The 24,903-nt window shown below is 66.9% G+C and carries 21 protein-coding genes; 9 read left to right on the top strand and 12 right to left on the bottom strand.

Annotated elements, in window-relative coordinates; all coding sequences use genetic code 11:
- Positions 1-78: 78 nt before the first annotated feature.
- Together WKC72_RS38080 and WKC72_RS38075 are read right to left on the bottom strand one after the other, a co-directional pair.
- Positions 79-426, bottom strand: a complete 348-nt coding sequence (locus WKC72_RS38080; RefSeq protein WP_037242045.1) for a hypothetical protein — start codon at positions 424-426, stop codon at positions 79-81.
- Between the two features lie 2 nt (positions 427-428).
- Positions 429-1,613: a Rieske 2Fe-2S domain-containing protein gene (locus WKC72_RS38075; RefSeq protein WP_112301954.1), complete on the bottom strand. Its 1,185-nt coding sequence runs from the start codon at positions 1,611-1,613 to the stop codon at positions 429-431.
- 190 nt (positions 1,614-1,803) lie between these two features.
- Between WKC72_RS38075 and hsaA the strand changes: the two genes are divergently transcribed.
- Genes hsaA through hsaB form a run of 4 tightly spaced genes read left to right on the top strand, consistent with a single transcriptional unit; the run spans position 1,804 to position 5,352 of the window.
- Positions 1,804-2,979, top strand: coding sequence for a 3-hydroxy-9,10-secoandrosta-1,3,5(10)-triene-9,17-dione monooxygenase oxygenase subunit (hsaA, locus tag WKC72_RS38070; protein WP_370181347.1), 1,176 nt, complete (start codon positions 1,804-1,806; stop codon positions 2,977-2,979).
- Positions 2,980-2,987: 8 nt separating this feature from the next.
- Positions 2,988-3,866 (top strand): 4,5:9,10-diseco-3-hydroxy-5,9,17-trioxoandrosta-1(10),2-diene-4-oate hydrolase, encoded by an 879-nt coding sequence (hsaD, locus tag WKC72_RS38065; RefSeq protein WP_037242030.1) that lies wholly within the window; start codon positions 2,988-2,990, stop codon positions 3,864-3,866.
- Positions 3,866-4,768 carry an iron-dependent extradiol dioxygenase HsaC gene (gene hsaC / locus WKC72_RS38060; RefSeq protein ID WP_128640081.1) on the top strand — a complete coding sequence of 301 codons (903 nt, stop codon included), beginning with the start codon at positions 3,866-3,868 and terminating at the stop codon, positions 4,766-4,768. Before hsaD ends, hsaC begins: the two co-directional genes overlap by 1 nt.
- Complete coding sequence (hsaB, locus tag WKC72_RS38055; protein WP_005244804.1) at positions 4,765-5,352, top strand: 3-hydroxy-9,10-secoandrosta-1,3,5(10)-triene-9,17-dione monooxygenase reductase subunit; 588 nt, start codon at positions 4,765-4,767, stop codon at positions 5,350-5,352. Before hsaC ends, hsaB begins: the two co-directional genes overlap by 4 nt.
- A gap of 3 nt (positions 5,353-5,355) precedes the next feature.
- Here the strand turns inward: hsaB and WKC72_RS38050 are convergent, their stop codons facing one another.
- A complete protein-coding gene (locus WKC72_RS38050) occupies positions 5,356-6,804 on the bottom strand; it encodes an NAD-dependent succinate-semialdehyde dehydrogenase (RefSeq protein ID WP_112301952.1) in 1,449 nt (482 codons plus the stop codon).
- Between the two features lie 114 nt (positions 6,805-6,918).
- On the opposite strand from WKC72_RS38050, the gene WKC72_RS38045 reads away from it, so the two are divergent.
- From WKC72_RS38045 to WKC72_RS38035, 3 genes are all read left to right on the top strand, one after another.
- Positions 6,919-8,160: an aspartate aminotransferase family protein gene (locus tag WKC72_RS38045; RefSeq protein WP_112301951.1), complete on the top strand. Its 1,242-nt coding sequence runs from the start codon at positions 6,919-6,921 to the stop codon at positions 8,158-8,160.
- Between the two features lie 68 nt (positions 8,161-8,228).
- On the top strand, positions 8,229-8,723 hold the full coding sequence (locus tag WKC72_RS38040) for a DUF3830 family protein (protein ID WP_009477605.1): 495 nt from the start codon (positions 8,229-8,231) through the stop codon (positions 8,721-8,723).
- Positions 8,724-8,797: 74 nt separating this feature from the next.
- Positions 8,798-9,619, top strand: coding sequence for a PhzF family phenazine biosynthesis protein (locus WKC72_RS38035; RefSeq protein ID WP_370181346.1), 822 nt, complete (start codon positions 8,798-8,800; stop codon positions 9,617-9,619).
- On the opposite strand, the gene WKC72_RS38030 is transcribed toward WKC72_RS38035, so the two are convergent.
- Together WKC72_RS38030 and WKC72_RS38025 are read right to left on the bottom strand one after the other, a co-directional pair.
- Positions 9,616-10,776, bottom strand: a complete 1,161-nt coding sequence (locus tag WKC72_RS38030; protein WP_370181345.1) for an iron-containing alcohol dehydrogenase — start codon at positions 10,774-10,776, stop codon at positions 9,616-9,618. The genes WKC72_RS38035 and WKC72_RS38030 overlap by 4 nt on opposite strands.
- A gap of 12 nt (positions 10,777-10,788) precedes the next feature.
- Positions 10,789-12,279, bottom strand: a complete 1,491-nt coding sequence (locus WKC72_RS38025; protein WP_370181344.1) for a CoA-acylating methylmalonate-semialdehyde dehydrogenase — start codon at positions 12,277-12,279, stop codon at positions 10,789-10,791.
- Positions 12,280-12,390: 111 nt separating this feature from the next.
- Between WKC72_RS38025 and WKC72_RS38020 the strand changes: the two genes are divergently transcribed.
- The gene (locus WKC72_RS38020; RefSeq protein WP_112301947.1) at positions 12,391-13,284 is read left to right on the top strand and encodes a LysR family transcriptional regulator; all 894 of its coding nucleotides are present in this window, start codon (positions 12,391-12,393) and stop codon (positions 13,282-13,284) included.
- Between the two features lies 1 nt (position 13,285).
- Here the strand turns inward: WKC72_RS38020 and WKC72_RS38015 are convergent, their stop codons facing one another.
- The 7 genes from WKC72_RS38015 to hisD all read right to left on the bottom strand — a co-directional run bounded on the left by WKC72_RS38015 (position 13,286) and on the right by hisD (position 23,142).
- A complete protein-coding gene (locus WKC72_RS38015) occupies positions 13,286-14,350 on the bottom strand; it encodes a LacI family DNA-binding transcriptional regulator (protein ID WP_370181343.1) in 1,065 nt (354 codons plus the stop codon).
- A 72-nt stretch (positions 14,351-14,422) separates the two neighbouring features.
- Positions 14,423-15,805 carry an NAD(P)/FAD-dependent oxidoreductase gene (locus WKC72_RS38010; RefSeq protein WP_370181342.1) on the bottom strand — a complete coding sequence of 461 codons (1,383 nt, stop codon included), beginning with the start codon at positions 15,803-15,805 and terminating at the stop codon, positions 14,423-14,425.
- A 175-nt stretch (positions 15,806-15,980) separates the two neighbouring features.
- Positions 15,981-16,820: a sugar phosphate isomerase/epimerase gene (locus tag WKC72_RS38005; RefSeq protein WP_037241999.1), complete on the bottom strand. Its 840-nt coding sequence runs from the start codon at positions 16,818-16,820 to the stop codon at positions 15,981-15,983.
- A 12-nt stretch (positions 16,821-16,832) separates the two neighbouring features.
- The gene (locus WKC72_RS38000) at positions 16,833-18,632 is read right to left on the bottom strand and encodes a thiamine pyrophosphate-binding protein (RefSeq protein ID WP_037241997.1); all 1,800 of its coding nucleotides are present in this window, start codon (positions 18,630-18,632) and stop codon (positions 16,833-16,835) included.
- Between the two features lie 35 nt (positions 18,633-18,667).
- Entirely contained in the window at positions 18,668-20,254 is a 1,587-nt protein-coding gene (locus tag WKC72_RS37995; RefSeq protein WP_370181341.1) for a GMC oxidoreductase, read from the bottom strand.
- Positions 20,255-20,425: 171 nt separating this feature from the next.
- Positions 20,426-21,820, bottom strand: a complete 1,395-nt coding sequence (locus WKC72_RS37990) for an aspartate ammonia-lyase (protein WP_370181340.1) — start codon at positions 21,818-21,820, stop codon at positions 20,426-20,428.
- Positions 21,817-23,142, bottom strand: coding sequence for a histidinol dehydrogenase (hisD, locus tag WKC72_RS37985; protein ID WP_370181339.1), 1,326 nt, complete (start codon positions 23,140-23,142; stop codon positions 21,817-21,819). The genes WKC72_RS37990 and hisD overlap by 4 nt, the downstream gene beginning before the upstream one ends.
- Before the next feature lie 132 nt (positions 23,143-23,274).
- Here hisD and WKC72_RS37980 point away from each other — a divergent pair, with 132 nt between their 5' ends.
- Positions 23,275-24,816: a PucR family transcriptional regulator gene (locus WKC72_RS37980; protein ID WP_370181338.1), complete on the top strand. Its 1,542-nt coding sequence runs from the start codon at positions 23,275-23,277 to the stop codon at positions 24,814-24,816.
- The last annotated feature ends 87 nt before the right edge of the window (positions 24,817-24,903 follow it).

Genomic DNA, 24,903 nt, shown 5'->3' with positions numbered 1-24,903 from the left:
CGCCCAATGTGACATTCGTGTAGCCCGACTGCACGAATGTCACATTGGGCGACGCAACCGCCGCAGCGGCACCGACGACTATTCGACGCGATCTCGCACGTCGATGAACCCCTCCATCACCGCGTGGTTGATGCTGTCCCACAGTCGCGGGCACCCCTCGCGGAGCGCGGTGGACTGTCCCTCGCCGACGGCGTCCCGGAATGTCGGGCACGTCTTCGCAGGGTCGTCCGTCCACTGGACGCTCGTGTGCTTGAGGCTGTTCTTGCGCACCAGCACACAGGTTCCGCACGTACGGCACTCGACTTCGTTCATGCCGTCGTCGAGGTAGTTGGCCTTGTCGGCCAACGTTTGCGCATGAATGGCCTCGAGCCGAGCAGGCTGCCCGGCGAAGTCGGGAGCTTTGGCCCATTCGATCGAGGCACTCATGATCAGACCTGCGCTTCCCTGTTCTCGGACCGCGCCGCAGTCGTGTTCTCGGACCCCTCGGCGGCCTCGCGTTCGGCCTTCTGCCGGGCCAGGTTCTCTTCGACCTCGTGCTGCCAGGCCTCGTTGGCCTTGGTGGTGTCGACCTCGAACTCGAAGCGCTGCGTCATCTTGTCGGTGACGTCGGCGACGTCGACGTAGAACTGGTCGTACCAGCGTCGCAGCTGGTAGACGGGACCGTCCTCGTCGCAGAGCAGGGGGTTGTCGATCTTGGTCTTGTTCTTCCAGATCTCGACGTCCTGCAGGAATCCCTCGGCGATGCCCTCGGTGAACTTCGCGGCCAGCTTGTCGGCCGTTTCGTCGTCGATGCCGGTCGGCTTCTTGACGGTGACGCCGTACTGGAGCATGAACGAATTGTTCGTCACCGGATAGTGGCAGTTGATGAGGACGCTCTCGACCTCGTACCCGCCGTAGCTGTTCCACAGCGGATTGATCATGTAGGACGGCCCGTAGTAGGCGGCCTCGGAGCGCAGCAGCGATTCCATGCCGTACTGCGTCGCCATCCCGACGTCGGGGCGACCCTTCGTGTTGAGGTACTGCGTCGCGATGTGGCCTTCGAAGACGTTCTTGAAGTACGTCGGGAACGCGTAGTGGATGTAGAAGAAATGCGCCATGTCGACCACGTTGTCGATGATCTCGCGGCAGTTGGAGCCCTCGATCAGCATCGAGTTCCAGGTCCAGTCGGTCCATTCGTCGCTGTACGCGCCCTCGATGCGGGGGATGGTCACGTTCTCCGGCGGGGGATTGCCCTCCGGGTCGTTCCACACGAACAGCTGACCGTTCTGCTCGAGGGTGAGCCAGGCGCGGGTGCGGGCGATCGGGGGAACCCGGCGTGCGTAGGGAATGCTGGTGCACTTGCCGTTGCCGCCCCAGCGCCAGTCGTGGAACGGGCAGGCGACGGAATCGCCCTTCACCGTGCCCTGCGACAGGTCGCCGCCCATGTGCCGGCAATACGCGTCCAGAACCTTCAGTTCGCCCTTGCTGTCGGCGAAGACGACGAGTTTGGTGCCGAAAGCCTCGATCGAATGCGGTTTGCCGTCCTTGAACGTCTTGGTCAAACCGAGGCAGTGCCAACCACGCGCGAAGCGGGTCTGGACCGTGCCCACATCGATCTCGCGAATCTGCGCCATTGTGCCCTCACATCCCTTCATGCTGTTAGTAGAACACGTTATAGAACTTCGACACGATCCGCCAGATTTTCGAGGCCTTTCTTCCAGACCCGGGCCGTCAAACAGCACCTTTGCCGGTGTCTCGACATAAATGGGAACGTGTTCTAGTCTCAGAAGACAAGTGAACCATCGAACGAGACAGGAGCGTCCTGTGGGTGACCATGACAGTCACGAGGTGATGCAGCGGCTCGACGCACTACTGCCGACGCTGCGAGAGCGTGCGCAGGAGACCGAGGATCTACGTCGTATCCCCGACGATTCCATGAAGGCGCTCCAGGAGACCGGATTCTTCCGGTTGCTCCAGCCCGAACAGTGGGGTGGTTACCAGGCGGATCCGGTGCTGTTCTACTCCGCGGTGCGGAAGATCGCGAGCGCCTGCGGTTCCACCGGCTGGGTCTCGTCGATCATCGGTGTCCACAACTGGCACCTCGCCCTGTTCTCGCAGCAGGCTCAGGAAGACGTGTGGGGCAACGACACCGACGTCCGCATCTCGTCCTCGTACGCGCCGATGGGTGCCGGTCAGGTCGTCGACGGCGGATACACGGTCAACGGCGCCTGGGCCTGGTCGTCCGGCTGTGATCACGCGAGCTGGGCGGTGCTCGGCGGGCCGGTCATCAAGGACGGCCGCCCCGTCGACTTCGTCAGTTTCCTGATCCCCCGCGAGGACTACCGGATCGATGACGTGTGGAATGTGGTGGGACTCCGCGGAACCGGCAGCAACACCGTGGTGGTGGAGGACGTCTTCGTCCCGACGCACCGCGTCCTCAGCTTCAAGGCGATGAGCAACCTCACCGCACCCGGGCTGGAGCGCAACACCGCACCCGTCTACAAGATGCCCTGGGGAACAATCCATCCCACCACCATCTCCGCGCCGATCGTCGGGATGGCCTACGGCGCCTACGACGCGCACGTCGAACATCAGGGAAAGCGCGTCCGCGCGGCGTTCGCCGGTGAGAAGGCGAAGGACGACCCGTTCGCCAAGGTTCGCATCGCCGAGGCGTCGAGTGACATCGACGCCGCCTGGCGCCAGCTGTCCGGGAACGTCGCCGACGAATACGCACTGCTCCTCGCGGGTGAGGAAGTGCCGTTCGAGCTGCGGCTGCGGGCACGCCGGGACCAGGTGCGCGCCACGGGCCGCGCCATTTCGTCCATCGACAAACTGTTCGAGAGCTCGGGGGCCACCGCGCTGGCCAACGGCACGCCGCTGCAGCGTTTCTGGCGGGACGCGCACGCCGGACGCGTCCACGCGGCCAACGATCCCGAGCGCGCCTACGTCATGTACGGCACCGGCGAATTCGGTCTGCCCATCACCGACACGATGGTCTAGGAGAACACGTGACGACTACCGAAGAGGCCCTCACGTTCGAGTCCACCTCGAAGTTCGCCCAGGTCCGGCCCGACCTGACGTTGCACTACCACGAGGCCGGCGTCGGCAACGACACCACGATCGTGCTGCTGCACGGCGGCGGGCCGGGCGCTTCGTCGTGGTCGAACTTCGCCAGGAACATCCCGGTTCTCGCCGAGAAGTTCCACGTCCTCGCCGTCGACCAGCCGGGATACGGGTTGTCGGACAAACCGACCGAGCACCCGCAGTACTTCGTGCACAGTGCGTCCGCGTTGAAGGATCTGCTCGACACCCTCGACATCGGCGGACGCGTCCACCTGCTCGGAAACTCGCTCGGCGGCGGTGCCGCAGTGCGTTTCGCGCTGGACTACCCGGACCGCGCGGGCCGGCTGGTGCTCATGGGCCCGGGCGGACTCAGCGTCAACCTGTTCGCCCCGGACCCGACCGAGGGTGTCAAGAACCTCGGCAAGTTCGGCTACCAACCCACCCGGGAAAACCTCGAGGCGTTCCTGCGCATCATGGTGTTCGACCAGAAGTTGATCACCGACGAACTGATCGACGAACGCTTCGCCGCGGCGAGTACACCCGAGTCGCTCGCCGCCGCCAAGGCGATGGGAAAGTCGTTCTCCTCGGCCGACTTCGAGCTCGGCATGCTGTGGCGCGACGCGTACAAGCTGCGCCAACGGGTGCTGCTGATCTGGGGCCGCGAAGACCGGGTCAACCCGCTCGACGGGGCGCTGGTGGCGCTGAAGATGATTCCGCGGGCACAGCTGCACGTCTTCGGCGGGTGCGGACACTGGGCCCAGCTGGAGAAGTTCGACGAGTTCAACCGTCTGGCCACCGATTTCCTTCTGGACGGGGGTAAGTGATGAGTATTCGTTCACTGGCGTACATGCGCATCGAGGCCACCGACATGGCCGCGTGGCGTGAATACGGTCTCAAGGTGCTCGGCATGGTCGAGGGCAAGGGCTCCGACCCGGACGCCCTGTATCTGCGGATGGACGACTTCCCGGCGCGTCTCGTCATCTTCCCCGGGGAGCACGACCGGCTGTCGGTGTCGGGCTGGGAGACGGCCAATGCCGCGGAGCTGCAGGAGGTCCGCGACAACCTGTCGGCGGCCGGCGTCGCGTTCAAGGAGGGGACGGCCGAGCAACTGCAGGACCGCAGGGTCGACGAGCTGATCACGTTCGAGGACCCGTCGGGCAACACGCTCGAGGCGTTCCACGGCGCGGCCCTGGAGCACCGGCGCGTGGTCAGTCCGTACGGGCACAGGTTCGTCACCGGTGAGCAGGGCCTCGGGCACGTCGTCCTCTCGACCACGGACGACGAGGCGTCGCTGCGCTTCTACCGCGACGTCCTCGGTTTCCGCCTGCGCGATTCGATGCGGTTGCCCCCGCAGATGGTCGGGCGGCCGGCCGACGGCAAGCCGGCGTGGTTGCGGTTCTTCGGCTGCAACCCGCGGCACCACAGTCTCGCGTTCCTGCCGATGCCCACGCCCAGCGGCATCGTGCATCTCATGATCGAGGTCGAGAACTCCGACGACGTCGGCTTGTGCCTCGACCGCGCGCTCCGCAAGAAGGTGAAGATGTCGGCCACGCTCGGCCGCCATGTCAACGACCTGATGCTGTCGTTCTACATGAAGACCCCCGGCGGATTCGACGTCGAATTCGGTTGCGAGGGACGTCAGGTGGAGGACGAGAGCTGGATTGCGAGGGAGAGCACGGCCGTCAGCCTGTGGGGTCACGACTTCAGCGTCGGGATGCAGCCGTGAGCGAGGTGACCGGGGACGGGGCCGTCGCGGCCGAGGCGATCGATCCGCGACGGTTCCGGACGGTGCTGGGCCAGTTCTGCACCGGCGTCACCATCATCACGACGATCGACGACGGCGTGCCCGTGGGGTTCGCGTGCCAGTCGTTCGCCGCGCTGTCGCTCGAACCCCCGCTCGTGTTGTTCTGCCCGACCAAGACGTCGCGGTCGTGGGCGGCGATCGAGCGCAGTGGCATCTTCTGCGTGAACGTGCTCGCGGAAGAACAGCAGTCGACGTGCGCCCGATTCGGTTCCCGGGACCCGGACAAGTTCGCCGGGATCGACTGGACGGAGTCGCCGCTGGGCTCACCGATCCTCACCGGTTCACTCGCCCACATCGACTGCTCGCTCGAGAGCGTGCACGACGGCGGCGATCACTGGGTCGCGTTCGGCCGGGTCTCCTCCCTGAGTGAGATCAGGGAGGAGCGACCGCTGTTGTTCTACCGCGGGCAGTACACCGGCATCGAGCCGGACAAGACCGTGCCTGCGCCGTGGCGCGACGACCTCGAGGCGTTCCTCACGACGTCGTCGGAAGACACCTGGCTCTAGTTCCTAGACGGCGACACCGATGTACTTCGTCTCGAGGAACTCGTCGATGCCGGTGGTCCCGCCTTCGCGCCCGAGCCCGGATTCCTTCACACCGCCGAACGGCGCGGCCGGGTTCGACACCACACCCTGGTTGAGTCCGACCATGCCCGACTCCAGCGCCTCGCACACGCGGATGCCGCGCTTGAGGCTCTCGGTGTACACGTAGGCCACCAGCCCGTACGGGGTGTCGTTGGCCCGTTCGACGGCCTCGGCCTCGGTCTCGAACGTGCTGATCGCGGCCACCGGGCCGAAGATCTCGTTGTGGCACATCTCGGCGTCGTCGGACACACCTGTCAGGACCGTCGCCGGGTAGAAGTTGCCCGGGCGGTCGAGTGCCGCGCCGCCGGTGAGCACCGAGGCGCCGCGTTCGACGGCATCCGCGACGAGACTGCTCACCTTCTCGACGGCCGCCTCGTCGATCAACGGTCCGACCACGACGCCGTCCTCGGTGCCGCGCCCGACGGGCAGGGCCTCCATCCGCTGCGTGAGTTTGCGCGTGAATTCCTCGGCGACGGAACTGTGCACGAGAATTCGATTGGCAGCCGTGCAGGCCTGGCCGATGTTGCGCATCTTCGCCGCCATGGCCCCGTCGACCGCGTCGTCGAGATTCGCGTCGTCGAAGACGAGGAACGGCGCGTTGCCGCCGAGTTCCATGGACGTGCGCATGACCGTGCGGGCGCACAGTTCGAGCAGATGCTTCCCGACCTTGGTCGAACCGGTGAACGAGAGCTTGCGGGCCCTGCCGTCGAGGATCAGGGGAGTGATGACCTCGTCGGGGCTGGACGTGGTGACGACGTTGACGACGCCGTCCGGCAGCCCGGCCTCGGTGAGGATGTCGGCGAGCGCCAGGATCGACAGTGGCGTCTGGGCCGCCGGTTTGATGACGGACGTGCACCCGGCGGCGATCGCGGGCCCGATCTTCCGGGTGCCCATCGCCATCGGGAAGTTCCACGGGGTGATGAGCAGGCTCGGCCCCACGGGCTGCTTGGTGACGAGGAACCGCGAACCGCCCCCGGGCGCCGTCATGTAGCCGCCGTCGATGCGGACGGCCTCCTCGGCGAACCAGCGGAAGAACTCTGCGGCGTACGCGATTTCGCCCCGTGCCTCGGTGAGTGGCTTGCCCATCTCGAGCGTCATGACCAGCGCGAGCCGGTCGACGTTCTCGAGCAGCAGTCGGTGCGCGTTCATGAGGATGGTGCTGCGTTCGCGGGGTGTCGTGGCCGCCCATGACGGTTGCGCTGCCACGGCCGCGTCGAGCGCCTCGCGGGCCTCGTCGGCGTCGGCGTCGGCGACCGTGCACAGGATCTGTCCGGTGGACGGGTCGTGGACCGGCATGGTGCGCGCGCTGTCGCGCCACTTGCCGCCGATGAACAAGCCGGTCTGCACCGATGCGATTGCTGCTTCCTCGAGCATGATTTTTCCCCATTCTCCGTTGCCGAAGGGACGGTCCCCATGTTATACAGATTGTCAACAATCTGACAATGCACTTGCCGACATCCGCCGGCATCTACGCGTGGGAGGGTTCTCGTGACTCGGCTATCTCCACTGCTCGCACAGGCCACACCCGTGACGGTCGATCACGGTGAAGGGTGCTACCTCTACGGCACCGACGGCAGGCGCTATCTCGACTTCACCGCGGGCATCGGCGTCACCAGTACGGGGCACTGCCACCCACACGTAGTGGAGGCCGCGCGCAGGCAGGTCGGCTCCCTGATCCACGGCCAGTACACGACAGTCATGCACCAGCCGATGCTCGAACTGGTCGATCGACTGGGGTCGGTGCTGCCCCCGGGACTCGACTCGCTGTTCTTCGCGAACTCGGGGAGCGAGGCCGTGGAGGCGTCGCTGCGACTGTCGCGGCAGGCGACCGGCCGCCCCAACGTGATCGTCTTCCACGGCGGATTCCACGGACGCACGGTCGCGACGGCGACGATGACCACGTCCGGCACCCGGTTCTCCGCCGGCTTCAGCCCGCTGATGGGCGGCGTGCACGTGGCACCGTTCCCCAACGCCTACCGCTACGGCTGGTCCGAGGAGGAGGCGACCGCGTTCGCGCTGAAGGAACTCGACTACATCTTCGCGACCCTCACCGCGCCGAACGAGACGGCGGCGTTCGTCGTCGAGCCCGTTCTCGGTGAGGGCGGGTACGTGCCCGGCAACACCGCGTTCTTCCAGGGTCTCCGCGAGCGCGCCGACCGGTACGGCATCCTGCTCGTCATCGACGAGATCCAGACCGGATTCGGCCGCACCGGCAAGTTCTTCGGGCACCAGCACTTCGACGTTCGGCCCGACATCATCACCATCGCCAAGGGTCTGGCCAGCGGCTTCCCGCTGTCGGGCATCGCGGCGTCCGAGGAGCTCATGGCCAAGGGCTGGCCGGGGTCGCAGGGCGGAACGTACGGCGGCAACGCCGTGTCCTGCGCGGCCGCGGTCGCGACACTCGAGGTGATCGAGAAGGAAGACCTCGTGGCCAACGCCGCCGCGCGGGGCGTCCAGTTGCTCGACGGTGCGCGCACGCGAGCCATCGACGGGATCGGCGACGTCCGTGGTCTCGGACTGCTCGTGGGCAGCGAGTTCACGGCGGCCGACGGCAGCGCGGACCGTGCGAAAGCGTCTGCGGCGCAGCAGCTGGCCGCGAAGAAGGGGCTGCTGCTGTTGACCTGCGGCGCCCACATGAACGTGGTACGGATGATTCCACCGCTCATCGTGACGGCGGAACAGATCGAGGACGCCCTGAAGATCTGGTCCGAGGTACTCGACGAAGTGTGACAAGCACCCGTGAGTACTTGTTAACCGCGGGCGGTTAAGAAGTACTCACGGGCTCCGAAGGAGGAATCGTGGCTCGCTACATCACCATCAGCCTGGACAAGCGCGGCGTGACCTGCCGTGCCCGGCTTCTCGACGAGGACGCACCGCTCACCTGCGACGCGGTGTGGAACGTGCTCCCTCAGAGCGGCGACGCGTACCACGCCAAGTACGCGCGCAACGAGGTGTACACGCTGATCCCGCGGATCACCGCGGCGCCGCGGCGGGAAAATCCCACCGTCACACCGATTCCCGGTGACGTGTGCCTGTTCGACTTCGAGCCCTGGGAGATCGGCAACTCCGCCTACGGGTACGAGCCGGGCTCCGAGGCGCACGCCGCGCAGGGCGCCACCGACCTCGCGATCTTCTACGGCCGCAACAATCTCCTGCTCAACGGCGACGTCGGCTGGGTGCCGGGCAACGTGTTCGCCGCCATCGAGGAGGGGCTGCCGGAATTGGCGGCTGCGTGCAACGACCTGTGGATGCGCGGGGTCGAAGGCGAGACGATGAGCTTCGCCCGAGCCTGACGTCGGCGCGACCGGTCCAGCGTGTGCGAGATGGCCCTCGACGGTCGCCGGATCGTCCACCACCATCGGACGCTATGAAGCTGGACATCTATCAGATCGACGCGTTCGCCGCCGGACCCTTCGAGGGCAACCCGGCGGCGGTCATGCCGCTGACCGACTGGCTGGACGATTCCGTTCTGCAGCAACTCGCCGAAGAGAACAATCTGTCCGAGACGGCGTTCTACACCGCGCGGCTTCCCGTGGGCGCGGGGCAATACGACCCGGCCCACCCGGCCTATCACCTGCGGTGGTTCACACCCGCCGTCGAGGTGGACCTGTGCGGCCATGCCACTCTCGCCACCGCCGCACAGATCTTCGAGGACGTGCACCCGGACGCCGACCGCATCCAGTTCTGGACGCGCAGCGGTTGGCTGCACGTCGACCGGGGACCGAACGGGACGCTGGTCATGGATTTCCCGGCCGAGCCGCCGGTGCCGACCGCGGCCGATCCCCGGATCGTCGCGGCACTCGGCATTCCGGTGCGGGAGTGCCTGAAGGCCACCGACCTCGTGTTCGTCGCGGAATCCAAACACGACATCGCGTCGATGGCCCCCGACTTCGCCGTGATCAGCCCCCTGAAGGTGCGGGGCATCGTCGTCACCGCGGCGTCGGACTCCGAGGGACTCGATTTCGTGTCGCGATGGTTCGGCGCCGCGGCCGGCGTGCAGGAGGATCCGGTGACGGGGTCCGCGCACTCGCAGATCGCGCCGTACTGGGCTGACGTCCTGGGCCGGAACAGCCTTGTCGGACGCCAACTGTCGGCGCGCGGAGGAACCGTGCACTGCGAGGTGCGCGGCGACCGCGTCCACCTGTCCGGAGCCTACCGGCGGTACCTCAGGGGCACCGTCGAGTTCTAGCTGAAGACCTCCGAATACAGCGTCTCGATCTGACCGGCGGTGGGCGCGACCGGATTGTTGCCGGGCGATCCGGACGCCAGCGCCTGCTCTGCCATCAACGGAATGAGGCCGTCCCAGGCGTCGCGGTCGATCCCGTATGCGAGCGGCGTCGGAACCTTCAGGTCGTGACACAGCGTGCTCAGGGTCTCGACGAGGAACTGCGCGGCGACGGAATCGCCCGCCGATTCCGGTGCAGCGCCGAATGCACGCGCGCAGTCGGCGTAGCGGCTCTCCGCTCCCTTCACGGAGAACGCCGTGATCGCCGGAAGCAGCATGGCATTCGACAGTCCGTGGGCGACATGGAAATGCGCACCGATCGGCCTGCTCATCCCGTGCACCAGCGCCACGCTCGAATTGGAGAACGCCATACCGGCCTGCATGGACGCGACCATCATCGCTTCTCTCGCGGTGCGGTCTTCACCGTCCGCGTACGCCGTGCCGATGTGCCTACCGATCGTGCGGATCGCGGAGAGCGCGAGTCCGTCGGTGAACGGCTGGGCCTTCTTGCTGACGTAAGCCTCGATGGCGTGGGTGAGCGCATCGATTCCGGTGTCGGCGGTCAACCGCGGCGGCATCGACATCGTGAGTTCGAAATCCACAATCGCGGCGATCGGCAGGAAGGAGAGTCCCGGGCACAGCATCTTCTCGTCGGAAGCGCTGTCGCTGATGACGGTGAATTGCGTCGCCTCCGAGCCGCTACCGGCAGTGGTCGGTATCGCGATGATCGGCAGCGCCTTCCCGGTGTACACGTGAGGTGCCTTGTACGACCGCATCTCACCGCCGTTCGCGGACAGCACGGCCAGTGCCTTCGCGGTGTCCATCGGACTACCGCCGCCGAACCCGATCACCGAATCCGCGTTGTGCTCGGCGACGATCCTCCGCCCTTCCTCCAGGGAATCGGTGGTGGGGTCGGGCACGGTGCCGGAGAACAGTGCCGGCTCCTTGCCCGCCGACCTGAGGAGGCTCATGATCCGGTCGGCCGCGCCGGTGCCGGTCAGGTACGCATCGGTGACGAGAACCGGCCTCTGCAGACCCAATTGGTCGACAACCGAGCCGATCTCGTCTACTGCTCCGGCCCCGATCCTGGCGAATCGGGGGAGTGAGAGGTGTGCGGTCATGGGAGAGGTTCCTTAGTTGTTCTGGGGGAAGCCGAGGTTGAGGCCACCGTGGCTGGGGTCGAGCCAGCGGGTGGTGACGACCTTGCCGCGGGTGAAGAAGTGCACGCCTTCGGTGCCGTGGGCGTGGGTGTCGCCGAACAGCGAGTTCTTCCAGCCCCCGAAGCTGTAGTAGGCCATGGGGACGGGGATGGGAACGTTGATGCCGACCATGCCGACCTCGACCTCGTTCTGGAACCGGCGGGCGGCGCCGCCGTCGTTGGTGAAGATGGCGGTGCCGTTGCCGAACTGGCTGGAGTTCACCAGTTCCAGGGCCTGGTCGTAGGACTCGACCCGGATCACGGACAGGACGGGTCCGAAGATTTCGTCGGTGTACACACTCATGTCGGTGGTGACGTGGTCGATCAGGGTCGGTCCGAGCCAGAACCCGTCCGCACCACCATTGGGCTGCACGGTCCGCCCGTCGACGACGATGGTGGCGCCGTCCTGTTCGCCGGCGTCGATGTAGGAGGCGACCTTGTCGCGGTGCACCTTCGTCACCAGCGGGCCCATGTCGGAGTCCTGGGTGCCGTCGCCGATCTTCAACGTGTCGGTGCGCTGTTTGATCTTGGCGACCAGTTCGTCGGCGATGTCCCCGACCGCGACCAGCGCGGAGATGGCCATGCAGCGTTCGCCGGCGGACCCGAAGCCGGCGTTGACCATGGCGTCGGCGGCGAGGTCGAGGTCGGCGTCCGGGAGGACGATGGCGTGGTTCTTGGCCCCGCCGAGTGCCTGGACGCGTTTGCCGTGGGCGGTGCCGGTGGCGTACACGTACTGGGCGATGGGGGTGGAGCCGACGAAGCTGATGGCCTTGATGGCGGGGTTGGTGAGCAGTTCGTCGACGGCGGTCTTGTCGCCCTGCAGGACGTTGAACACCCCGGCGGGCAGTCCGGCTTCGGCCCAGAGTTCGGCCATCCAGATCGCGGCGGTCGGGTCCTTCTCGCTGGGCTTGAGGACGACGGTGTTGCCGGCGGCGATGGCGATGGGGAAGAACCACATCGGGACCATGGCGGGGAAGTTGAACGGGGAGATGATCCCGACGGGGCCGACGGGTTGGCGGATGGAGGAGACGTCGATGTTGGTGGAGGCGTTCTCGGTCATGCCGCCCTTGAGCAGGTGGGGCATGCCGCAGGCGAATTCGACGACTTCCTGGCCGCGGGAGACCTCACCGAGTGCGTCGGAGACGACCTTGCCGTGCTCGGAGGTGATGATCTCGGCGAGTTCGCCCTTGCGGGCGTTGAGCAGTTCCCGGAACTTGAACACGATGGAGGAACGCTTGGCGAGGGAGGTGTCGCGCCAGGCGGGGAACGCGGCCGCGGCGGCGTCGATGACGGCGCGGGCGTCCTCGACGCTGGCCAGGGCGACCTGACCGGTCACGGCACCGGTCGCCGGATTCGTCACCGGAGCGGTATCGACACGCGTTCCGGGGTAGGACTTGTTGTTGAGCCAATGCGAGATAACGGCCATGGGGTTCACTCCTGGAAAAGGTGGGGTGCCACGAGTCTGCTGGGCAACAATGCCTGCGTCAACGAGTAAAATGGCACTTCGGACTGCACTTTTGCACGAGGGATGAGGGCGATGTTCACCGCAGACAACATGCGTTACCTCCTGGAGTTGTCGAGAACCGGCCGCCTCGCCGATGCGGCGAAGCGGCTCGGTGTCGATCACACGACCGTCTCGCGGAGAATCACTCGACTCGAGAAGGACACGGGCACGAGACTTTTCGATCGTGGCGTGTCGGGGTGGCAGCTCACCGAGGCGGGCCGGCGACTGGTTCCCCATGCGGAGGCGGTGGAATCCGCGGTGCTCGCCGCTCTCGACGAAACCTCGTCCCTGGGCGGGCTGACGGGCACCGTCCGCATCATCACTCCGGACGGCTTCGGGTCGTTCGTGCTGGTGCCGGGGTTGGCCGCACTGCGGTCCGAGCACCCCGACCTGTTCACCGAACTCGTCACGTCGACCACCCACGACCTGCTCACCGGGCGCGACTTCGACATCGCGGTCACCCTCGAGCGTCCGTCGCCGCGGTCCGTCGTGGTCCGCAAACTCGCCGACTACGACCTCCGTCTGTACGCGTCACGGCGCTACCTGGACGAACACGACCCCATCACGTCACTCGACGATCTCCGGCACCACACGCTCATCTGGTACGTGGATGCGTTCCTCGACGTCGAACCGCTGCGTATCCTCGACGCGCTGATCCCGGACTTCCAGGCCCAGATCCAGACCAACAACATCGCGGGCCATTACCAGGCGGTGAAGCACGGAGTCGGGATCGCGCCGCTGCCGAGTTACATCGGGGCGCTGGACGAGGATCTGGTGCCGGTACTGCACGACGACTTCATCGCCCACCGCACCTACTGGCTGGTGGTGCCGCGGGAACTGACACGACTCGCGCGGGTGAAGGCGATCACCGAGGCGCTCTACTCCATCGTCGACGGCAATCCCGAACTGCGTGGCGCAGCAGGATAACTCACCGATCCGCGGGAACGGGTCCGGAGCTCTCGCGGACGACGAGTTCGGTGGGGAGTGTGATTTCCCGTCCCGCTCCGCCTCCGATGATGTCGAGCAGCAGTTGCGCGGCCTCGCGGCCCTTGTCGACGAGTGGTTGCCGGACCGTCGTGAGTCCGGCGGCTCGGGCCGCGGGAATGTCGTCGAACCCGACCACCGACAGATCCTGCGGCACCCGGAGACCACGTTCGTGTGCGACGTCGACGGCCGCGAGGGCCAGCAGGTCGGAGGCTGCGATGACGGCCGTCACGGGACCGGCATCGAGCAGCGTCTCGACGGCGGTGCGCGACAGTTCGTAGTCGAACCCGCCTGCTTCGACAACCACGGCGGACGACCACGGCACCGTGAATTTACGGCAGGCGGACGCGTATCCGGCGAGGCGTTCCTTCATCACGTGGTCTCGTGCGGCCCGGGTGCGGGCGGCGTCGACGGGACCACCCTTGCCGTCGGGCACGAGCCGGTCGACGAGAAATCCCACACGCCGGTGTCCGAGTGACAGAACGTGCTCCGCGATCTCCTTGGCGGCCTGCCGATCCCGGATTCCGACCCGCGGCAGTCCGCCAGGATTGGGGCCGTCGATCACGACTATCGGCAGCCGGCGGCTCATCGCCGTCTGCATTCCGGGGTGACCGTCCGGCATCGCGTACGCGAGGAAGCCGTCCACCGCGCCCCGAACGAGCACGCCGGACCCCTCGGCCACCCGGGTCGACTCGAGTGGGCAGGGCAGCAGCGTCAGCGCGACCTCGGCGAGTTCACCGACCTCCGATATGCCCTTCAGCAACTGCGACGTGGCCGGATCGTCGAACGCGTAGCGCAACGAGTCGGTGAGCATCAGCCCCAGCGCACCGACCTGCCCGGTGCGGAGGTTGCGTCCCGCGGGGTTGGGGCCGGCATAGCCGAGTTCCGCGGCCACCTGGAAGATGTGGGCGCGCCGGGCTGCGGACAGCTTGTGGGGCTGGTTGTACGCGTACGAGACCGCGGCCTGGGACACGCCTGCCGCTCGGGCGACGTCGTGCATCGTGGTCACGAATGCCGATCCTCTCCGTCGCACGGTTACCGAGCCCAGCTTATCGGCCGGGCCGCGCGCGTCCCCCGGGTGTCAGCTCGCTCTGGCGACAACGGTGTCATCGTCGTCCTCACACCGATCGAGGAGAACGAGTTTGCCCATGACGTTGCGTGCCACCACCTGTTGATCGGTGACCGTCATCTGTCCCCGCCACGACCCGAGGAAGGTCCACGTCCATGACATGAGCGTGGACAGCCGGCTGCGGAACCCGACGACGTAGACGACGTGGACGGCCAGCCACAGGATCCAGGCCGGCAGTCCCGCGAGTTCGATGCCCCCGACCTTCACGACCGCGTGGAATCTCGTGATCGTCGCCATCGACCCCTTGTCCCGGTACCGGAAGGGAACGCGGTCGGGTGAGGAGTCACGCTGTCGGGCGCCGGCTGCGATCTGCCGCGCCGCGTATCGGCCACCTTGGATCGCGACCTGCGCCACCCCGGGAAGGCGGTCGCGCGCCATCATGTCTCCGATCACGAACACCTCGGGGTGTCCCGGCACCGTCAGGTCCTCGCGGACGGCGATCCGCCCGGCGCGGTCGAGTTCGGCTCCCGACTGCTCGGCCAGCTGCCTGGCCAGCGGGCTGGCTTCCACACCCGCCGACCACACCTTGCACGCGGATTCGATGCGGACGGTCTCGCCTCGCCCGTCCTTGATCGTCACGCCTTCCGCGTCGACGTCGGTGACGGCCGCCCCGAGCCGCACCTCGACGCCGATCTTCTCGAGGCGCTCGGCGGCGGTGGACCCGAGCCGGTCGCCGAACGGCGGCAACACCGCGGACGCGGCGTCGAGCAGGACGATCCGGGCGTCGCGGGTGTCGATGTTCCGGTACGCGCCGACGAGGGTTCGGTGGGCCAGTTCGGCTATCTGACCGGCCATTTCCACCCCGGTAGGACCCGCGCCGACGACCACGAACGTCAGGAGGCGGGCTCGCTCCTCGGGGTCCATGGACAGCTCGGCGCGTTCGAACGCGCGCAGGATCCGGCCACGGAGTTCGAGTGCGTCGTCGATGGTCTTCATGCCGGGGGCGTGTTCGGCGAAGTGGTCGTTACCGAAGTACGACTGCCGGGCTCCGGCCGAGACGATCAGACTGTCGTACCCGGTGGTGGTCGTTCTGCCCTGGTGGGTCGACGTGATCCTGCGCGCGGTCAGGTCGATGTCGGTGACGTCCCCGAGCATCACCGAGGCGTTCGACTGCTTCTTCAGCACCATCCGGGTCGACGGTGCGATCTCTCCCTCGGACAGGATTCCCGTCGCCACCTGGTACAGCAGCGGCTGGAACAGGTGGTGGCTGGTGCGGTCGACGACGAGGACGTCGACGTCGACCCGGCGTAACGCCTTCGCGGCGAACAGACCGCCGAATCCGGAACCGATGATCACCACGCGATGACGTGCCTCGGTGCGGGCAGGAGTATTCATGACAAGCTCTTCCCGGATCGCGTCGATCGCCATCCGCGCTACTGGTTGGGGTGAAGCGTGCCGCCCGACACACGGGGTGTCGGGCGGCACGGTGGACACGACGCACCGGATACTCGAATGTCGGTTCAGGACCCAGCGTGCCGCGAGATCACCTGCAGGACAAGCGACGCCGTTGTCAGCTGCCCTGGATGCGGGTGATCAGATCTGTGAGGTAGGTGTAGCTCTTCTTCGCGGCGTCGAGGCCACCGCACTCGACGGACAGGACGACGTCGTGGTCGGCGTCGTGCAGGGTCTTCACGATCCGTTCCCAGTCGATGACGCCGTCGCCGCAGGCGCAGCCGAGCATGCCGCGGACCTTGCCCCGCAGTCTCTTCGCGTCCTCGACGCCGATGTCCTTGGCGTGCAGGTGTGTGACGCCGCCGACGATCTGCTCGAGCCACTCGTGCGGGTCGTTCTCACTGAGATAGCTGTTGCCGGTGTCGAGGTTGATCGTCAACGCGGGGCTGTCGATCAGCGTCATGATCTTCTCGAGGCGCTCCGGGGTCGCGGTGTACTCGCCGTGCGTCTCGATCGCGATCTTGATGCCGCGCGGTTCGGCCACCTTCGCCGCCTCCTGCAGTGTGTACCGCATCAGCGTGTAGTTCTCCGCCTCGGTGGTCCACGTCGGCAGTGGCCCGTCGTCGACCATGATCATCGGGGAACCGACCTCGGCCGCGTAGCGGATCGACTGCTTCAGATAGTCGACGCTCACGTCCGGCTTGGCCAGCGGTGCATGACTGGACAGCGACGAGATGGTCAGCCCGCGTGATTCGGCGGCGTCCCGCATGAGGAGCGGGTCGTCGAGCATCGACCGGGTGTGGAAGTACCCGGCCGTGCTCAGCAACTCGCGGCCCCAGTAGACCATCGGCTCCACGTACTTGTAGCCGATCTCGGCGGCCTGGTCCATGGCCCAGTCGAACGACCCGTTCTCGAATCGGGCGAACTCCAGGTTCAGGCCGAGCTTGATCTCTCCCATGCCGGTCTCCGATCAGAATCCGCGTTGCGCGACGTAGTCGTCACGGACCTCGCCGTGGTAGGCGGGAACAGTGATGTCCCACCAGCCGGTCGGGTGCATCTCGGTCCACGGCAACTCGTGGGCGCTCATCGCCTCGATGATCACCGGGCCCGGCGTCGCGAAGGCGCGCTCGATTGCGTCGGCCAGCTTCTCCGGATCCTCGACGCGCTCGGCGCTGCAGCCGAGCGACTGGGCGAACCGGGTGATGTCGGCGAAATACGGTGTCCCGTCGAGGTTCTTCCACCCGGAGATGATTTCGCGTTCCTCACCGAACAGGCTGATCTGGAGGTCCTTGATTGCCTCCCAGCCGCCGTTGTTGAGCACGACGATCACCAGCGGCACTCCGAGCATCGCGGCGGTCGCGATCTCGGTGCCGGTCTGGAGGAAGCTGCCGTCGCCGACCATCGCCAGGACCGGGGTGTCCGGGGCACCGATCTGCGCGCCGATCGCGGCGGGCACACCGAATCCGATACCGGAGAAGCCGCCGGCCACGATGTTGGTCTTCGGGCCGTAGATCGGGAACTCGTTGAACGCCTGGTTCGCGGGGTTGGACGAGTCGGTGACCAGAATGCCGTCGCGCGGAAGGGCCTTGCGGATCTCGACCATCGCACGCGAGTTGGTCATCGGCAGGTAGTCGGTGGTCCGCATCGGCCGCAGGTGCTCGTCCCACTGCGCCTTGAGGTCCTGCAGTTCGGCGAAGTACTCGGTGCTGCGGTAGTCGCGTCCGGGGCCGAGGTCGGCGAGTGCATCCTGCAGGCTCTGCAGGGAGGTTTTCGCGTCACCTACGACGCCGACCTCGACCGGGTAGTTGCGGCCGATCTCGAAGCCGTCGATGTCGATCTGCACGAGCTTGGTGTCAGGGATGTCGAATGTGACGCCGGGACGGTACGACGACGTGATGCGGTCGCTGAACCGGCAGCCGACCGCGAGGATCACGTCGGCTGTGCGGGTCACGCCGTTGCCGGGGATCGAACCCATGTCGCCGCACGGCCACGCGTAGAGGTCGTGGTCGGCGGGGAACGCGCCCTTGCCCTGGAACGAGTGCGTCACCGGCGCTCCGAGGTGCTCGGCGACGGCCATCAGTTCGGCGGCGGCCTCGGCGTGGATGACGCCGCCGCCGGCCACGATGACGGGACGTTTCGCGCCGGCGAGCAGGCGGGCGGCCTCGGCGATCACGGCCGGGTCACCGGTTGCGCGGGTGGCGGGCCTGCGGGCACCGGTGTCGGGGGTGTAGTCGCCGTACTCGGCCTGCAGGTCCTGCGGGATGTCGACGAGCACGGGTCCGCGCCTGCCCTCGTGCATGGTGTTGAACGCCTGGGCGAGCGCCACCGGCAGCTGTTCGAGGCGGCTGGGCTGCCACCAGCGCTTGACCACCGGTTCGACCATGCGGGGAAAGTTGTTTCCGTGCGGGCGGTCGATCTCTTGGAGCACCCCGCGGTTCTCCATGTAGGTGTGCACGGCGCCGGTGATCAGGAGCATCGGCATCGAGTCGGCGAAGGCGGTCGCGAGTCCGGTGAGGGTGTTGGTTGCGCCCGGTCCGATGGAGGTACAGATCGCGGCGATCTTGCCGGAGGCCCGGTAGTAGCCGTCGGCCATGTGGGCGGCGCCCTGTTCGTGCATGGCGGGCACCAGTTCGATCTCGTCGGCGCGGTCGACGAACGCGTCGAGGAGGGCGGTGTTGCCGTGTCCGGGGATCGCGAAGACCTTCTCGACTCCCTCGCGGATGAGGAAGTCGACGACCATCTGTCCGCCGGTGAGTTTCTGTGTTGTCATCGAAGAGGCTTTCTGGGTGTGGTGGGGGCGAAGCGTCACAGGGACGCGGACTGGGCCGGGGTGTCGTGGGAACTGGTCTTGCCGATTCGGTCGGCGATGCTCTCGGCGACGCGGAAGGCGTTGGCCGCGATGGACAGGGCAGGGTTCATCACGGGCAGGGACGGGAAGAAGGACGAGTCGACGACGTACAGGTTGTCGACGTCGTGGGCGCGGCAGTCGGCGTCGAGCACGGAGGTCGCGGGGTCGGTTCCCGCCCGCACGGTGCCGGCCTGGTGGGAATTGACCTCGATGCCGGTGCCCTGGCTGAAGACGAACGGATAGCCGATCTTCCGGAGGATCTTCCGCACCTCGCGGACGAGGACCTCGTGGGCGCGAGTGTTGTTGGGGGTCCAGGCGATCTGGATATTTCCCTCGGCGGTGAGGGTGACGCGGTTGTGCGGATCGGGCAGGTCCTCGGTGAACAGCCACCAGTCCATGCTGCGGGCGGTGGCCTGGCTCAGCGCCCACTTGGGGATCAGCGGTCGTTGGCCCTTGATCATCTCACCCTGCAACTTGCCGATGAGTTGCACGTGCCCCAGCGGGTAGGGGTGGTCTTCGGTGCCGTGAGTGTAGAAATCGTTGATGTACAACGTCTTCTGGAACTCGGATGTGTTCTTCTTCAGTGGGTTGATGCCGACCATGATGGAGTTGTTGTGCACCATGTAGTTTCGTCCGACCATGCCGGAGGAGTTGGCGAGACCGTCCGGGTGCGCGGCGTTCGCCGACCGGAGCAGCAGTGCAGCCGAGTTGACGGCCCCACAGGACACCACCACGGTGCGGGCGTCGACGACGACTTCGGTACCGCGGTGCCGAAGTCGTACGCCGGTGGCCTGTTTCCCGCTCTCGTCGGTGAGCACGCGCTCGGCGTACGCGTTTGTCAGCAGTTCCACCGAGCCGGACGCGACGGCCGGCCGGACACAACGCACATCCGCGTCCGACTTCGCCAGCAACCGGCAGGGGAATCCGTCGCAGGTCTGACATCGGATGCAGCCGCCGCCGTCCCGCAGGTCGATGCCCAAAGGGATGTTCGACGGCGTGTACCCGAGACGCCGCAGTGCGTCGGCTGCCTCCTGCACCGGTGGCTCGTGTCCGATCGCCGGGTAGGGAAACGGCTCGTCGCGAGGAAGGGTCGGGTCGTCGGTGTGATCGCCGTGGACCCGGTACACCTCTTCTGCCCGTGCGTAATACGGAGCGAAGTCGTCGTACGAGAACGGCCACTCGGGAGATTCGCCGGCCTCGTGTTGCGTCGACTGGAAGTCTTCACGCCGGAACCGCACCAGCGACGAGCCGTACAGCTTCGTGTTCCCGCCGACGTAGTAGTACGTGCCGGGGCTGAACGGTCTGCCCTCGGTGTCGTACCACTGCTCGGCGTTCGCGTACCGGTGTCCCTCGAAGACCTCCTGCGGGTCCCAGTTCTGCTTTTCCTGCGGCAGGAAGTCGCCGCGCTCGATCAGAAGCACATCGACTCCCGAGTCCGCGAGCGCATAGGCGAGCGTTCCGCCGCCCATTCCGCTGCCGACGATGACGACGTCGTAGCTGTGTTTGCTCGGGCCTGTGGGCTCCCCCACGGATGCGTCTCTCATGGGTCATGCTCCTCGGTCGTAGAAAGTGGTGTCACGGTCCTGCCGGGCGAGTCGATGCGAACCGGCAGCCGGTGAATTGGTTATACGTATAACTAAAGGTTAGCGGCAGTGTGGTGGATGTCAACCCCACGCGAGCAACTCATCCCGGCGGGGATGAGCTGCCCGCGACCGTCAGGGCACGAGCGGTCGGGTGAGTTTCTCCGGCCGGAGCACGTCGTCGAGTTGCTCTCGGCTGAGCAGACCCCGCTCGAGTACGAGCGCGGCGACGGTGCGCCCGGTGGCGAGGGCGTCGGCCGCGATCGCGGTGGCGGCGGTGTACCCGATGTGCGGGTTGAGGGCGGTGACCACGCCGATCGACGCGTCCACCATGCTCTTCAGGTGGTCGATATTCGCGCCGATGCCGACCACGCAGCGCTGCTGCAGGACGGTGCATCCGCGGGTGAGCAGTTCGATCGTCTCGAACAGGCTGTGCGCGATGACGGGCTCGAAAGCATTGAGCTGAAGCTGCCCACCCTCGGCCGCCATCGTCACGGTCAAGTCGTTGCCGACCACCCGGTAGGCGATCTGGTTCACCACCTCCGGGATCACCGGGTTCACCTTCCCCGGCATGATCGACGACCCCGCCTGCACGGGCGGCAACGTGATCTCACCGAAGCCGGCGCGCGGCCCCGACGACAGGAGCCGAAGGTCGTTGCAGATCTTGGACAGCTTCACCGCGGTGCGCTTGAGCACCCCGGACAGCTGAACGAACGCCCCGACGTCCTGGGTGGCTTCGATCAGGTCGGACGCCGTCGTCACCTCGATCCCGGTGATCGCGGCAAGATGCTCGCGCACCCGCCACGCGTACTCGTGGTGCGCGTTGAGACCGGTCCCGATCGCGGTTCCGCCCAGATTGATCTCGGAGATGAGCGTCGCCGCCTCGCCGAGCCGCTGAGAATCCTCGTCGATCATGAGAGCGAACGTCGCGATCTCCTGGCCGAGGGTCATCGGAACCGCATCCTGCAATTGGGTGCGGCCGACCTTGAGGACGTCGGAGAACTCCGTCGACTTCACCGCGAACGCCGCCGCCAAGTCCTGCATGGCCGCCCGCAGCCTGGTCAGGGCGGTTTGCAGGCCGGCCTTGATCGCGGTGGGGTAGACGTCGTTCGTGCTCTGGCTCAAGTTCACGTGCTCGAGCGGATGGAGATACTCGTAGTGGCCGCGCCGGTGGCCGAGCAATTCCAGCGCCCGGTTGGCCACCACCTCGTTGGCGTTCATGTTCGTCGACGTGCCGGCACCGCCCTGGATGACGTCCACGACGAACTGGTCGCGCAGCGCGCCGGCCCGGATCTCCTCGCACGCCGCGACGATGGCGTCCGCCTCGCGCCGCGGCAGCAGGCCGAGGCCGGCGTTGGTCTCCGCCGCCGCCTGCTTGACGGCCGCCAGCGCCGACACGAGGTCTGGATGGCTGGCCAGCGGGATGCCGGTGATCGGGAAGTTCTCCGTCGCCCGCAGAGTGTGGATGCCGTAGTAGGCGTCGTCGGGGACCTCGCGGTCGCCGAGGAGGTCGTGTTCGATGCGGGTCATCGTTCGGACGTCACGCGGGTCGGGAGGTCGCCCCACGGGAGCGGGGCGTTGCCGAACTTGGCGGCGCGGAGGTCTCCGGAGCGGGCGTGTCCCTCGAACTTCTCCAGGCGCGACAGGCGGCCGCAGACCTCGCCGAGCTTGGCGCTGCTGCCGAGGTCGCGCACCTCCTGGTAGGTGAGCGTCTTGAGGAACTTGCCCACCCACAGACCGCCCGTGTAGCGGGCCGCACCGAGCGTCGGGAGGACGTGGTTGGTGCCGATCAGCTTGTCGCCATAGGGAACACACGTGCCTTCGCCGAGGAACAGGGCGCCGTAGTTCCGCATGGAGGTCAGGGCCTGACGGGGGTCCTCGGTGAGGATCTGGACGTGCTCGGACGCGAAGACGTCGGCGAGCCGGTATGCCTCGTCGAGGGTGTGCACCACGTGAATCTGACCGTGATCACGCCACGCGGGACCGGCGATGGCGTTGGTCACCAGGCCGGGGAGCAGGGCCTCGATGTGGTCGATCACCGCTCGTCCCACGGACTCCGACGTGGTGATCAGCACGCACGGCGAATCGGGGCCGTGCTCCGCCTGGCTCAGCAGATCGACGGCGATGGTGAACGGGTCGGCCAGGTGGTCGGCGACGATGAGCGTTTCGGTCGGTCCGGCGAAGAGGTCGATCCCGACCTCGCCGAACAGCTGGCGCTTCGCCTCGGCCACGTAGGCGTTGCCGGGGCCGGTGAGGATGGACACCGGGTCGATGGTTTCGGTGCCCAGCGCGAGTGCGGCGACGGCCTGTACTCCGCCGAGGACGAAGATCTCGTCGGCGCCGGCGAGGTGCATCGCTGCGACGCTGATCTGCGGTGGCTCGCCTGCATTCGGGGGCGTCGTCGCGGCGACGCGGTCGACACCCGCGACCTTCGCGGTGAGCACCGTCATGTGCGCGGACGCGGTCAGCGGGTAGCGCCCGCCGGGGACGTAGGCGGCCGCCGCGTCGATCGGGACGTTGCGGTGCCCGAGGAACACGCCCGGCAGGGTCTCGACCTCGAGGTCCTGGATGGAGTCCCGCTGCGCCTGGGCGAAGTCGCGAATCTGACGCTGCGCGAATCGCAGATCGTCGAGGACGGTCTCGGGAACGGACTTCACGATGTCCGCGACGCGGTCCTCGCTCAGCCGGAACGATTCGGGGGACCAGCCGTCGAACTTCTCGGAGTACTTCCGGACGGCCTCGTCGCCGTTCGCGCGGACATCGGCGATGACGGCGGCGACGGTGTCGACCACGGCGGGGTTGCTCGCCCGCTGCGCTGGTTCACCGACGGCGGCCTTGAGAACGAATGACATGGGATGCTTCCTTCGGATGAGCGAGGGGCTGGATCTGTTGTCACTCAGCATCGGGGTGCCACCCGTGTTTCCGACAGTTGCATTGTGGGAACTGTTTACGTCGGTTCATGCACGTTCTGTGTACCATTGAGCATGGTCTTCACCGTCGCCGACGCTCTCGACATCGATCTCCTGAAGGATGCGGGAGCCCGAGTCCTGACCGGATCGGGCAGCCTCGATCGTGAGGTCCGCTGGGTGCATTCGTCGGAGATCTCGGATATCGCCCGCTTCCTCCGGGGTGGAGAATTACTCCTGACCGCCGGGCTCGGAATGGGCCGGACGGACGCTCTTCAGCGGGTGTTCGTGCGCGCAGCCGCCCATGCCGGGGCTGCCGCTCTCGTCATCGAGGAGTCGGGACGGATGTTCGACCGCGTACCGGATGCCGTAGTCGCCGAAGGGCAGGCCTGCGACCTGCCGATCATCGCCCTCGCCCGCGAGGTGTCGTTCGCCGGTGTCTCGTCGCAGGTGCACGAGATCCTGACCGACAAGCGCCTGCAGGCGCTCACGCACGAGAGGGAAGTCGAGTCCACGTTCTCGAACCTTCTCCTGGACGGCGCCGACTACCTCTCGATCGTGCAGACGCTGGCCGAACTCACCGACGGCACGGTGGTGCTCGAGAACATCGCGCATCGCGTGATGGCGTACGTCGGCGAGTTCGACGAGGAGGTAGGCATCGAGGACTGGGACCGGCACGCGCGGGGCCTCCACAGCGACGACAGCGGATGCGTCCGCAGGCCGGTCCTGATGCGCGGTCAGCCGTGGGGCTGGATTCACGTCTTCACCGACCGGCCCGCGACCGAACGGTCCACCGCTGCCTTCGCGACCGAGCGTGCCGCCGCGGCCGTCGCGATCTCGTTGCTGACCGACCGTAGCCGGGAAGCGAGGGACGATCAGCGGAGCACGGCACTGATCACGCGACTGCTGATCGGCGATCTCTCCGGGGCCGAATTCGTCGACCAGGCAGGCAGACTCGGATACCAGCTGGGGTCGGGTCAGATCGTCGTCGTCATCGCGAACAAGGACGCCCGAGACGAGTCGTCCGGTCCGCGCGCCGGCCGTCAGATCGACACGGGTGCGATCAGCGCCGACATGGGCGACTACGTCGTCGCCGTGGCGGCGGAGTCCGGCCGGACCCGCGCCGAACTCGCGGGCCTGCTCGGGAAAATGGAGCACGGCGGTGGCATGAGCCGCGCGGTGCCCGCATCGATGCTGCCGGTCGCGGTCACGCAGGCGAAGAGTGCCGCCGCGGTGTCGCGCTCCCTGCCTGCCTCACCCGTGCTGCATTTCGACGACCTCGGCGTCGAACGCCTGCTCGTGACATTGGCGCAGGGTCCCGAGCTCGCCAGCTTCGTCGAGGACGAGCTCGGCCCACTGCTCACGAAGGACGCGCAGTCCACGACCCCGCTGTTGCCGACGCTGCGAGCATTCCTTTCCGTCGACGGCCGCAAGACCGAAGCGGCGGAGAAACTCTTCATCCAGCGTCGGACCTTGTACAACCGGCTCGACCGCATCGCCGCGATCCTGGGCAAATCCCTGGATGACGCCGCCACTCGCCAAAGCCTGCTGCTCGCGGTGAAGGGACTGGATCTGCTCGAGGGGTCGTCGGTCGTGGCTCGACGGAGCGGGCGACCATGATTCGGAGTGGACGACCATGACGCGGCCGACGCCGGCTTCTCATTCTGTGCAGTCTGCGCGCAGGAGGTACACGCTCTGTACCTGTTG

The organism is Rhodococcus wratislaviensis, assembly GCF_041228765.1.
GTDB classification, from domain to species: Bacteria; Actinomycetota; Actinomycetes; order Mycobacteriales; family Mycobacteriaceae; genus Rhodococcus_F; species Rhodococcus_F wratislaviensis.
Note: the sequence above shows the minus strand (reverse complement) of the source record. Positions and strands in the feature narration are given on the sequence as shown.